Below are 12,321 nucleotides of genomic sequence, written 5' to 3' on the forward strand. Positions count from 1 at the left end.
CCCGCCCTGCCCGGCGGCGACCGGGCGAGTGCGGGAGGGACGCGTGACTCGGATGTGGCCGGTGCCCGGACAGCGCTGCGGCGCTGTGCGGGCCGACGGCGTTCTCGCACGGCGGGGCGGGGTGAGCGCCGGTGCCCGCCAGCCGTAGCGTGCCGCGCGCGCCCAGGCGTCCCGCCGCCTCGGCCCGCCCCCCGCGCGACAACCCCGTCACCCGGCTCGTCCTGCGGGCCCGGCGCGCCTGGGACCGGCCGCTGACCGCCTACTACCTGATCGTCGGCGGCAGTCTGCTGATCACCGTGCTGGGCCTCGTGATGGTCTACTCGGCCTCGCAGGTCACCGCGCTCCAGATGGCGCTGCCGGGCTCGTACTTCTTCCGCAAGCAGTTCCTCGCGGCCTCCATCGGCGGCGTGCTGATGCTCGTGGCCGCGCGGATGCCCGTGAAGCTGCACCGGGCGCTGGCGTACCCGATGCTGGCGGGTTCCGTCGTCCTGATGGCCCTGGTGCAGGTGCCGGGCATAGGGATGTCGATCAACGGCAACCAGAACTGGATCGCCCTCGGCGGCTCCTTCCAGATCCAGCCCAGTGAGTTCGGCAAGCTCGCGCTCGTGCTGTGGGGAGCCGACCTGATCGCCCGCAAGCAGGAGAAGCGGCTGCTGACGCAGTGGAAGCACATGCTGGTGCCGCTCGTCCCCATGGCGTTCATGCTGCTCGGGCTGATCATGCTGGGCGGCGACATGGGCACCGCGATCATCCTGACCGCCATCCTGTTCGGGCTGCTGTGGCTGGCGGGCGCGCCCACGCGGCTCTTCGTGGGGGTGCTGTCGATCGCCGTCACGATCGGCGTGTTCCTCATCAAGACCAGCCCCAACCGGATGGACCGGCTCGCCTGCATCGGCGCCACGGACCTCGGACCCGAGGGCACCTGCTGGCAGGCCGTGCACGGAATCTACGCTCTGGCGTCCGGCGGGTTCTTCGGATCCGGGCTGGGGGCGAGCGTGGAAAAATGGGGTCAACTGCCGGAGTCTCACACCGACTTCATCTTCGCCGTCACCGGTGAGGAACTGGGCCTCGCGGGGACGCTGTCGGTCCTCGCCCTCTTCGCGGCTCTAGGCTATGCGGGTATCCGCGTGGCCGGACGCACGAAGGACCCCTTCGTCAGGTATGCCGCGGGAGGCGTGACCACCTGGATCACCACGCAAGCGGTGATCAACATCGGTGCGGTGCTCGGCCTGTTGCCGATCGCCGGTGTGCCCCTCCCGCTGTTCTCCTACGGGGGCTCCGCCCTGCTGCCGACCATGTTCGCCATCGGACTGCTCATCGCCTTCGCGCGCGAGGAGCCCGGTGCGCGAGCGGCGCTTGCGAGGCGGCAACCCCGCTTTGGTAGAAAGCGAGCGGGAGGCGCCGTACTCACACGGGGGCCTCGGAGATGGAACACGATGCGACGGCGCGCCTCGGCGGCGCGCTCGTCCGGAGAGCGGTGAATTTCGGTGCATGTCGTACTCGCCGGTGGGGGGACCGCCGGCCACATCGAGCCCGCGCTCGCCCTCGCGGACGCCCTGCGCAGGCAGGATCCGACCGTGGGGATCACGGCCCTGGGCACGGAGCGCGGCCTGGAGACCCGACTCGTACCCGAGCGCGGCTATGAACTCGCGCTCATCCCGGCCGTACCCCTGCCGCGCAAGCCGACCCCCGAACTGATCACGGTCCCCGGGCGGCTGCGCGGCACGATCAAGGCGGCCGAGCAGATCCTGGAGCGCACCAGGGCGGACGCCGTCGTCGGCTTCGGCGGCTATGTCGCCCTGCCCGGCTATCTCGCGGCCAAGCGCCTCGGCGTCCCGATCGTCATCCACGAGGCCAACGCCCGCCCCGGCCTGGCCAACAAGATCGGTTCGCGGTACGCGGCCCAGGTCGCCGTCTCCACCCCGGACAGCAAGCTGCGCGGCGCCCGCTACATCGGCATCCCGCTGCGCCGCGCCATCGCCACCCTGGATCGCGCCGCCGTACGCCCTGAGGCGCGCGCCGCGTTCGGGCTCGACCCGAACCTGCCGACGCTGCTGGTCTCCGGCGGCTCGCAGGGCGCCCGGCGGCTCAACGAGGTGGTGCAGCAGGTCGCCCCGTACCTCCAGCAGTCCGGGATCCAGATCCTGCACGCGGTCGGCCCGAAGAACGAACTGCCGCGCGTACAGCAGATGCCGGGGATGCCCCCCTACATCCCGGTACCGTACGTGGACCGGATGGACCTCGCGTACGCCGCGGCCGACATGATGCTCTGCCGGGCCGGCGCGATGACCGTCGCCGAACTCTCCGCCGTCGGGCTCCCGGCCGCCTATGTCCCGCTGCCCATCGGCAACGGCGAACAGCGGCTGAACGCCCAGCCGGTGGTGAAGGCCGGTGGTGGACTGCTGGTCGACGACGCGGAACTGACGCCGGAGTGGATCCAGCAGAACGTCCTGCCCGTGCTCGCCGATCCGCACCGGCTGTACCAGATGTCCCGCGCCGCCGGTGAGTTCGGCCGCCGGGACGCCGACGACCTGCTCGTCGGCATGGTGTACGAGGCGATCGCCGCACGCCACCGTTAGGGACATGAGGGAGGGCAGGGAGCGTGGCCGGACCGAAGGCCGCCGAGCGCGGCGTACGGCAGAAGCAGAAGTCCGGCCCGCCCCGGCCGCCCGTCCCCGGACGGTGGGCCCGCCGCCGTATGCTCATCATCCTTTTGCTGGCAGTGGTGTTGGCGAGCGGCGGCGTCATCTGGCTGCTGTACGGCTCCTCCTGGCTGCGTGTGGAGCGGGTGACCGTGTCCGGTACGCGTGTTCTGACCCCGGCTCAGGTGCGTACGGCGGCCGGGGTACGGACCGGAACGCCGCTGGCGTCCCTCGACACCGATGCGATCGAGGCGCGGCTGCGACGGAAGTTGCCCCGTGTCGACACGGTCGAGGCCGTCCGCTCGTGGCCCCATGGCATCACCCTGAACGTGACCGAGCGGACCCCCGTCCTGCTCCTCGCGAGCGGCGGCCGGTTCGTCGAAGTCGACCGCGAGGGCGTGCGGTTCGCCACGGTGGCGCACGCTCCCGAGGGTGTTCCCGTACTGGAGTGGGCGCTGCCCCGCGCGGGCGGCCCGCGCCGCTTCGGCACCGACCGGCTGCTGCGTGAGGCGGTGCGCGTGGCCGAGGCCGTGCCGACCGCCGTCGCGCGGGACACACGGACCGTCAAGGTCCGTTCCTACGACTCCATCTCGCTCCAGTTGCGCGGCGGTCGGAGCGTGATGTGGGGAAGTGGTGAGAAAGGCAAGGCGAAGGCGGTCACGCTGACGGCACTGATGAAAGCGGCCCCGGACGCCCGGCACTTCGACGTCAGCGTGCCCACCTCCCCTGCGTCATCAGGGAGTTGACGTGCATCCGTGCAGGCCACCACCCTGGTTGGGCACTGCTACGGCTGATCACATAGGGTGAAAAGAAAAACGGGAGGTTCGGCGTGTTCGTTGAACGTGCGCCACTTGTCGACTTAGTGTCCTGTCCGGAAGAGTCCAGGGAACAGGCACACTGGTAACCCTAAACTTCAGCGTTAGGGTTCGGGTCGGCGTTCGGACCGTCCCATTCGGCATCCGCCGTCGGACCACGGGGCCACCCGAGGGCGACGGCAACGTAATTCGAGGCGAGAGGCCTTCGACGTGGCAGCACCGCAGAACTACCTCGCAGTCATCAAGGTCATCGGTGTCGGCGGCGGTGGTGTCAATGCCATCAACCGGATGATCGAGGTCGGTCTCAAGGGCGTCGAGTTCATCGCCATCAACACCGACGCGCAAGCTCTGTTGATGAGCGACGCCGACGTCAAGCTCGACGTCGGCCGTGAACTCACCCGCGGTCTCGGCGCCGGCGCCAACCCGGCCGTCGGACGCAAGGCCGCAGAGGATCACCGTGAGGAGATCGAGGAGGTCCTCAAGGGGGCCGACATGGTCTTCGTCACGGCCGGTGAAGGCGGCGGCACCGGCACGGGCGGAGCGCCCGTCGTGGCCAACATCGCGCGCTCGCTGGGCGCCCTGACGATCGGTGTGGTCACCCGCCCGTTCACCTTCGAGGGACGGCGCCGCGCCAACCAGGCCGAGGACGGTATCGCCGAACTCCGCGAAGAGGTCGACACCCTCATCGTCATCCCGAACGACCGGCTGCTGTCGATCTCGGACCGTCAGGTCTCCGTGCTCGACGCCTTCAAGTCGGCGGACCAGGTGCTGCTCTCCGGTGTCCAGGGCATCACCGACCTCATCACCACCCCCGGCCTCATCAACCTCGACTTCGCCGACGTCAAGTCCGTGATGTCCGAGGCCGGTTCGGCCCTCATGGGCATCGGCTCGGCCCGCGGCGACGACCGCGCGGTGGCCGCCGCCGAGATGGCGATCTCCTCGCCGCTGCTGGAGGCGTCCATCGACGGCGCCCGCGGGGTGCTCCTGTCCATCTCGGGCGGCTCCGACCTCGGCTTGTTCGAGATCAACGAGGCCGCCCAACTCGTCAGCGAGGCCGCGCATCCCGAGGCCAACATCATCTTCGGCGCGGTCATCGACGACGCCCTCGGGGACGAGGTGCGGGTCACCGTGATCGCCGCCGGCTTCGACGGCGGCCAGCCTCCGGCCAAGCGGGACAACGTGATCAGCTCGTCCTCGGTCAAGCGCGAGGAGCCGGTCCGTCCCGCCGCGGAGAGCCGTCCGGCCTTCGGCTCGCTCGGCAGTGTCACGCCGAAGGAGACGCCGGAGCCCGCGCCCGCCCCGGAGCCGGTGACCGAGATCCCCGTCACCCCGTCGCCGATCCCGCCGTCGCGGACCTACTCGGACAGCGCGGCCGAGGAGCTGGACGTCCCGGACTTCCTCAAGTGATAGGACAGCGCGACACCGTGAGCGGCGCGCACTTCGCCTTCACCGACCGGTGGGGCGGGGTGAGCGCCGCTCCGTACGAGGAGCTCAATCTCGGCGGAGCGGTCGGCGACGACCCCGAGGCCGTCCGCACCAACCGCGAACTGGCCGCCAAGTCCCTGGGCCTTGACCCGGCCGACGTGGTCTGGATGAACCAGGTGCACGGGGCGGACGTGGCCGTGGTGGACGCCCCGTGGGGTGAAATGCGGGTGCCCGAGGTGGACGCGATCGTCACCGTACGACGCGGACTCGCCCTCGCGGTACTCACCGCCGACTGCACGCCTGTTCTGCTCGCCGACCCCGTCGCCGGGGTCGTGGCGGCCGCCCACGCGGGCCGTCCCGGCATGGTCGCCGGGGTGGTGCCCGCCGCCGTCCGCGCGATGACGGAACTGGGTGCCGATCCCGCCCGGATCGTCGCCCGCACGGGACCCGCCGTCTGCGGCCGGTGCTACGAGGTACCGGAAGCGATGCGCGCGGAGGTGTCCGCCGCCGAACCGGCGGCGCACGCCGAGACGAGTTGGGGCACTCCCGCGGTCGATGTGACCGCCGGTGTGCACGCCCAACTCGAACGACTCGGGGTGTGCGACCGGGCGCAGTCGCCGGTGTGCACCCTTGAATCGGGCGACCACTTCTCGTACCGCCGCGACCGGACCACCGGACGGCTCGCTGGCTATGTCTGGCTGGACTGATGGGACATGACGGACCGTAAGACTCAACTCGCCGCGAATCTGGCGCAGGTGGAGGACCGTATCGCGGCCGCGTGCCGGGCCGCCGGGCGCGCGCGGGACGAGGTGACCCTCATCGTGGTCACCAAGACCTACCCCGCCAGTGATGTGCGCCTTCTCTCCGAACTCGGCGTGCGGCACGTCGCGGAGAACCGCGACCAGGACGCGGCGCCCAAGGCCGCCGCGTGCGCGGATCTGCCCCTCACTTGGCACTTCGTCGGTCAGTTGCAGACCAACAAGGTGCGCTCCGTGGTCGGTTATGCCGATCTCGTGCAGTCCGTGGATCGTTCCCGGCTGGTCACGGCGCTGTCGAAGGAGGCCGTGCGGGCCGGGCGCGAACTGGGCTGTCTGATCCAGGTGGCACTGGACGCGGGGGCGAACGAACGGGGTGAGCGCGGCGGCGTCGCGCCTTCGGGAATCGAAGAGTTGGCCGGTCTTCTCGCGAACGCTCCGGGTCTGCGGCTGGACGGTCTGATGACCGTCGCGCCGCTCATAGGAGAGTATGCGGGGCGTCAACAGGCGGCATTCGAGCGGTTGATGGTTTTGTCGACCGACCTGCGCCGAACCCATCCGACTGCAACCATGGTGTCGGCAGGGATGAGTGCGGACCTCGAGCAGGCCGTGGCGGCCGGGGCGACACATGTGCGCGTCGGTACTGCGGTACTCGGAGTCCGCCCGAGGCTCGGGTAACGTCGCCAAGAAGTCGGACCACAGCAGAAAATATGGTCAATTCCGCCGATCGGCGGGCATGACGACCACGTGGATCGCGGGCACTTGGCAGTCGTCAGTCGATCCACCACAGAGCGGAGGACTCAGGAAATGGCCGGCGCGATGCGCAAGATGGCGGTCTACCTCGGCCTCGTGGAGGACGATGGGTACGACGGCAGGGGGTTCGACCCCGACGACGACTTCGAGCCCGAACTCGACCCGGAGCCGGAGCGGGACCGCAGGCGGCATGAGTCGTCGCATCAGGCACTTCAGCCCCAACGGGACGAATCGGTGCGAGTGGTTCAGCCTCCGGCGCAGCGCGATCCGGTGTCCCATTCGGCTTCGCTAGCCGCGGAATCGGGGCGTCCGGCCCGCATCGCCCCCGTGGCATCCATCACACAAGAACGCCAGAGCCTGGAGAAGAGCGCCCCGGTGATCATGCCCAAGGTCGTGTCCGAGCGAGAGCCCTACCGGATCACCACGCTCCACCCGCGGACCTACAACGAGGCCCGTACCATCGGGGAACACTTCCGTGAGGGCACTCCGGTGATCATGAATCTGACGGAGATGGACGACACGGACGCGAAGCGACTTGTCGACTTTGCGGCAGGTTTGGTCTTCGGCCTGCATGGAAGTATCGAGCGGGTGACGCAGAAGGTGTTCCTGTTGTCGCCTGCTAACGTCGATGTCACGGCGGAGGACAAGGCCCGCATCGCAGAGGGCGGGTTCTTCAACCAGAGCTGAGACGCACAATCGGAAAGCCGCACGGGAACAGGGGAGAGGGAAGCACGGATCATGAGCGTGTTCCTGGAGGTCGTCTACATCGCGCTGATGTGCTTCCTCGTCGTGCTGATTTTCCGGCTGGTCATGGACTACGTCTTCCAGTTCGCCCGCTCATGGCAACCCGGCAAGGCGATGGTGGTCATTCTGGAGGCCACCTACACCGTCACGGATCCACCGCTGAAGCTTCTGCGGCGGTTCATCCCGCCGCTGCGTCTCGGAGGCGTGGCGCTCGACCTGTCCTTCTTCGTACTGATGATCATCGTCTACATCCTGATCTCCATCGTGGGCAACCTCGCGAGGTGACTGTGGACGATACGGTCTTGCCGACTGCCGATGACTACGTTGAGGTGAAGAGATGCCGTTGACCCCCGAGGACGTGCGGAACAAGCAGTTCACGACCGTCCGCCTCCGAGAAGGCTATGACGAGGACGAGGTCGATGCCTTCCTCGATGAGGTCGAAGCCGAACTGACCCGTCTCCTTAGGGAGAACGAGGATCTGCGCGCCAAGCTGGCCGCCGCCACGCGTGCCGCGGCGCAGAACCAGCAGAACATGCGCAAGCCCCCGGAGGGCCAGCAGGACCAGCAACAGCAGCCTCCGCAGCCACCGCAGGGCATGCGAGGTCCGGGGGCTCCGGTGCCCGCTGGGATATCGGGCCCGCCGCAGCAGCAGATGGGTGGCCCCATGGGTGGTCCGCCCCAGCTGCCGAGCGGTGCCCCGCAGCTGCCTGCCGGCCCCGGCGGCGGTCAGGGTGGTCCCCAGGGTCCCGGTCCGATGGGCCAGGGTCCGATGGGGCAGGGTCCGATGGGTCAAGGACCCATGGGCCAGGGGGCGATGGGCCAAGGCTCCATGGGTCAAGGGTCCATGGGGCAGGGGTCCATGGGTCAGGGGCCGATGGGTCAGGGGCCGATGGGCGGCCAGCCTCCGATGCAGCAGCAGATGGGTGGCCCCATGGGCGGCCCCGGTCCCATGGGCGGTGGCCCGATGGGCGGTCCGGGAGGTCCCGGCGGTCCGGGCATGCCCGGTCAGGGTCCCGGTGGCGACAGCGCCGCGCGTGTCCTGTCGCTGGCTCAGCAGACCGCCGACCAGGCGATCGCCGAGGCCCGTTCCGAGGCCAACAAGATCGTCGGTGAGGCCCGCAGCCGCGCCGAGGGTCTGGAGCGCGACGCCCGTGCCAAGGCCGACGCGCTGGAGCGGGACGCGCAGGAGAAGCACCGCGTCGCGATGGGCTCTCTGGAGTCCGCGCGCGCCACGCTGGAGCGCAAGGTCGAGGACCTGCGCGGCTTCGAGCGCGAGTACCGCACGCGGCTGAAGTCGTACCTGGAGTCGCAGCTCCGTCAGTTGGAGACCCAGGCCGACGACTCGCTGGCGCCGCCGCGCTCTCCGGCCGCGGCCTCGCTGCCCGCGCCGTCGGCGCCGTCGATGGCTCCGGCGGGTGCGAGTGGCCCGTCGTACGGCGGCAACCAGTCGATGGGTGGTCCCCCGGCTCCCTCTGCTCCGTCCTTCGGCGGTCAGCAGCAGATGTCCCCGGCGATGACCCAGCCGATGGCGCCGGTGCGTCCGCAGGGCCCGTCGCCGATGGGCCAGGCGCCCTCGCCGATGCGCGGGTTCCTCATCGACGAGGACGACAACTGACGGTCGTACAGGCGCCGTAGACAGCGGCAGCATTCAGGGCGGGGCCCCGGATTCTCGATCCGGGGCCCCGCCCTTGTGTCCACCCTCCGCACGTGTGTCCCCATGCCGCGACGCCGAAGGCCCGGACCCGCCGAGGGAGTTGGCGGATCCGGGCCTTCGTGGCCGTCGTTACGCCTTGCGCAGGCGGAACGTCAGGCTCAGGGGCTCGTCGGTGAACGGGGTGCCGTAGCTCCCGTCCGCCTCGCCCTGGGCGAAGTCCGTGGCCAGGACCTCGTCGGCGATCAGACCGGAGTGCTCGGACAGGGCCGCGATGACCGCCGGGTCCGTCGCGGTCCAGCGGAGCGCGATCCGGTCGGCGACGTCCAGGCCGCTGTTCTTGCGCGCCTCCTGGATCAGCCGGATCGCGTCACGCGCGAGGCCCGCCTGCCGCAACTCCTCGGTGATCTCCAGGTCGAGAGCGACCGTCGCGCCGGAGTCGGACGCCACCGACCAGCCCTCGCGCGGGGTCTCCGTGATGATCACCTCGTCGGGAGCGAGGGTGACGGTCTCGCCGTCGACCTCCACCGACGCCGTGCCCTCGCGCAGGGCCAGGGACAGGGCCGCCGCGTCCGCTTGGGCGATGGCCTTGGCGACGTCCTGGACGCGCTTGCCGAAACGCTTGCCCAGCGCACGGAAGTTCGCCTTCGCCGTCGTGTCGACCAGCGAGCCGCCGACCTCGCTCAGCGAGGCGAGCGCCTCGACGTTCAGCTCCTCCGTGATCTGCGTGTGCAGCGCCGGGTCCAGCGTCTCGAAGCCGCTCACCGCTACCAGCGCGCGGGACAGCGGCTGACGCGTCTTGACGCCCGACTCCGCGCGTGTGGCACGGCCCAGTTCGACGAGACGGCGCACCAGCACCATCTGCTTCGACAGCTCCGGGTCGATCGCGGACAGGTCCGCCTCGGGCCAGGACGACAGGTGCACCGACTCCGGGGCGCCCGGGGTCACCGGCACCACCAGGTCCTGCCACACCCGCTCGGTGACGAACGGGGTCAGCGGAGCCATCAGCTTGGTGACCGTCTCCAGGACCTCGTGCAGCGTGCGCAGCGCCGCCTTGTCGCCCTGCCAGAAGCGGCGCCGCGAGCGGCGGACGTACCAGTTCGACAGGTCGTCGACGAACGCGGACAGGAGCTTGCCGGCGCGCTGGGTGTCGTATCCCTCCAGGGACTTCGTCACCTGGTCGGTGAGCGCGTGGAGTTCCGACAGCAGCCAGCGGTCGAGGACCGGGCGGTCGGCCGGGGCCGGATCGGCCTCGCTCGGCGCCCAGTTCGACGTACGCGCGTACAGCGCCTGGAAGGCGACCGTGTTCCAGTACGTCAGGAGCGTCTTGCGGACGACCTCCTGGATGGTGCCGTGGCCCACGCGCCGGGCCGCCCAGGGGGAGCCGCCCGCCGCCATGAACCAGCGGACCGCGTCGGCGCCGTGCTGGTCCATCAACGGGATCGGCTGGAGGATGTTGCCCAGGTGCTTGGACATCTTGCGGCCGTCCTCGGCGAGGATGTGGCCGAGACAGACCACGTTCTCGTACGAGGACTTGTCGAAGACCAGGGTGCCGACGGCCATCAGCGTGTAGAACCAGCCGCGGGTCTGGTCGATCGCCTCGGAGATGAACTGCGCCGGGTAGCGGCTCTCGAACAGCTCCTTGTTCTTGTACGGGTAGCCCCACTGCGCGAACGGCATCGAACCCGAGTCGTACCAGGCGTCGATGACCTCCGGCACGCGCGTGGCCGTCGCGCCGCAGCCCTCGTGCGGGCAGGCGAAGGTGACCTCGTCGATGTACGGCCGGTGCGGATCCAGGTCAGACTGGTCGGTGCCGGTCAGCTCGGTCAGCTCCGCGCGGGAGCCGACGCAGGTGAGGTGGTCCTCCGCGCAGCGCCAGATGGGCAGCGGGGTGCCCCAGTAGCGGTTGCGGGACAGCGCCCAGTCGATGTTGTTGTTCAGCCAGTCGCCGAAGCGGCCGTGCTTGACCGTGTCCGGGAACCAGTTGGTCTTCTCGTTCTCCTGGATCAGCCGGTCCTTGACGGCCGTCGTACGGATGTACCAGGAGGGCTGGGCGTAGTAGAGCAGCGCGGTGTGGCAGCGCCAGCAGTGCGGGTAGCTGTGCTCGTACGGCAGGTGCCGGAAGAGGAGGCCGCGCTGCTTCAGGTCCTCGGTGAGCTGTTCGTCGGCCTTCTTGAAGAAGACGCCGCCGACCAGCGGCAGGTCCTCCTCGAAGGTGCCGTCGGGGCGGACCGGGTTGACCACGGGCAGGCCGTAGGAGCGGCAGACCCTGAGGTCGTCCTCACCGAAGGCGGGGGACTGGTGGACCAGACCCGTACCGTCCTCGGTGGTCACGTAGTCCGCGTTGACCACGTAGTGGGCGGGCTCCGTGAACTCGACCAGCTCGAACGGGCGCTGGTAGGTCCAGCGCTCCATCTCGGCGCCGGTGAAGGTCTGTCCGGTGGGCTCCCAGCCCTCGCCGAGCGCCTTGGCGAGCAGCGGCTCGGCGACGACGACCTTCTCCTCGCCGTCGGTGGCGACGACGTAGGTGACCTCGGGGTGCGCGGCGACCGCCGTGTTGGAGACCAGGGTCCAGGGGGTGGTCGTCCACACCAGGAGCGCGGCCTCGCCCGCGAGCGGTCCCGAGGTCAGCGGGAAGCGGACGTAGACCGACGGGTCGACGACCGTCTCGTAGCCCTGCGCCAGCTCGTGGTCCGACAGGCCGGTGCCGCAGCGCGGGCACCAGGGGGCGACGCGGTGGTCCTGGACCAGCAGGCCCTTGGAGAAGATCTCCTTCAGCGACCACCAGACCGACTCGACGTACTCCGGGTCCATGGTGCGGTACGCGTCGTCCAGGTCGACCCAGTAGCCCATGCGGGTCGTCAGCTCGGCGAAGGCGTCGGTGTGGCGGGTGACCGACTCGCGGCACTTGGCGTTGAACTCGGCGATGCCGTACGCCTCGATGTCCTGCTTGCCGGAGAAGCCCAGCTCCTTCTCGACGGCCAGCTCCACGGGCAGACCGTGGCAGTCCCAGCCCGCCTTGCGGGCCACGTGGTAGCCGCGCATGGTGCGGAAGCGAGGGAAGACGTCCTTGAAGACGCGGGCCTCGATGTGGTGGGCGCCCGGCATGCCGTTGGCGGTGGGCGGGCCCTCGTAGAACACCCATTCGGGGCGGCCCTCGGACTGCTCCAGGGTCTTGGCAAAGATCTTCTGCTCGCGCCAGAAGTCGAGCACGGCGTGCTCGAGTGCGGGCAGGTCGACCTGGGCGGGCACCTGGCGGTACTGCGTCATTGATCTTCCTCCGGCGGACGTGCTGCCTTCCGTCGGAGGGACGAGAGCCTCGGATTCCGTGAATCCTGCGTACGCCGTGTGCGGCGCGCTCCCGCGGTACCACCCTCCTTGGCTCCTCGGTGCGCCGTACGCATCGATGAGCCCCCTCATTGGGGTCGCGATACCGGGTCTACCGGCCCTGGGCGGACCCAGGGCGTTCTTCCGGCGGCTCCGGGGTGATCTTCACGTCGCGCGGGCCTCCGGGCTTCCACCGTCCCCGGATCGCT

Annotated in this window: 10 protein-coding genes; 9 read left to right on the forward strand and 1 reads right to left on the reverse strand. The window is 69.8% G+C overall.

Annotated elements, in window-relative coordinates:
• The first annotated feature begins 149 nt into the window (after positions 1 to 149).
• From ftsW to ACZ60T_RS15975, 9 genes are all read left to right on the forward strand, one after another.
• Entirely contained in the window at positions 150 to 1,481 is a 1,332-nt protein-coding gene (gene ftsW, locus ACZ60T_RS15935) for a putative lipid II flippase FtsW (protein ID WP_469666586.1), read from the forward strand.
• A 6-nt stretch (positions 1,482 to 1,487) separates the two neighbouring features.
• Complete coding sequence (gene murG / locus ACZ60T_RS15940) at positions 1,488 to 2,579, forward strand: undecaprenyldiphospho-muramoylpentapeptide beta-N-acetylglucosaminyltransferase (protein ID WP_365620299.1); 1,092 nt, start codon at positions 1,488 to 1,490, stop codon at positions 2,577 to 2,579.
• Between the two features lie 23 nt (positions 2,580 to 2,602).
• Positions 2,603 to 3,388 carry a cell division protein FtsQ/DivIB gene (locus tag ACZ60T_RS15945; protein WP_469666404.1) on the forward strand — a complete coding sequence of 262 codons (786 nt, stop codon included), beginning with the start codon at positions 2,603 to 2,605 and terminating at the stop codon, positions 3,386 to 3,388.
• Between the two features lie 279 nt (positions 3,389 to 3,667).
• Positions 3,668 to 4,864 carry a cell division protein FtsZ gene (gene ftsZ / locus ACZ60T_RS15950; protein WP_469666405.1) on the forward strand — a complete coding sequence of 399 codons (1,197 nt, stop codon included), beginning with the start codon at positions 3,668 to 3,670 and terminating at the stop codon, positions 4,862 to 4,864.
• A complete protein-coding gene (pgeF, locus tag ACZ60T_RS15955; protein ID WP_469666406.1) occupies positions 4,861 to 5,589 on the forward strand; it encodes a peptidoglycan editing factor PgeF in 729 nt (242 codons plus the stop codon). The genes ftsZ and pgeF overlap by 4 nt, the downstream gene beginning before the upstream one ends.
• A 6-nt stretch (positions 5,590 to 5,595) precedes the next feature.
• A complete protein-coding gene (locus tag ACZ60T_RS15960; RefSeq protein WP_365620310.1) occupies positions 5,596 to 6,315 on the forward strand; it encodes a YggS family pyridoxal phosphate-dependent enzyme in 720 nt (239 codons plus the stop codon).
• 129 nt (positions 6,316 to 6,444) lie between these two features.
• Positions 6,445 to 7,077: a cell division protein SepF gene (locus ACZ60T_RS15965; protein ID WP_469666407.1), complete on the forward strand. Its 633-nt coding sequence runs from the start codon at positions 6,445 to 6,447 to the stop codon at positions 7,075 to 7,077.
• 51 nt (positions 7,078 to 7,128) lie between these two features.
• A complete protein-coding gene (locus ACZ60T_RS15970) occupies positions 7,129 to 7,419 on the forward strand; it encodes a YggT family protein (protein ID WP_252421963.1) in 291 nt (96 codons plus the stop codon).
• 52 nt (positions 7,420 to 7,471) lie between these two features.
• Positions 7,472 to 8,749, forward strand: a complete 1,278-nt coding sequence (locus tag ACZ60T_RS15975) for a DivIVA domain-containing protein (RefSeq protein ID WP_469666408.1) — start codon at positions 7,472 to 7,474, stop codon at positions 8,747 to 8,749.
• Positions 8,750 to 8,917: 168 nt separating this feature from the next.
• Here the strand turns inward: ACZ60T_RS15975 and ileS are convergent, their stop codons facing one another.
• Positions 8,918 to 12,055, reverse strand: a complete 3,138-nt coding sequence (ileS, locus tag ACZ60T_RS15980; protein ID WP_469666409.1) for an isoleucine--tRNA ligase — start codon at positions 12,053 to 12,055, stop codon at positions 8,918 to 8,920.
• Between the last annotated feature and the right edge of the window lie 266 nt (positions 12,056 to 12,321).

This window comes from Streptomyces sp. NPDC104371 (assembly GCF_055583785.1).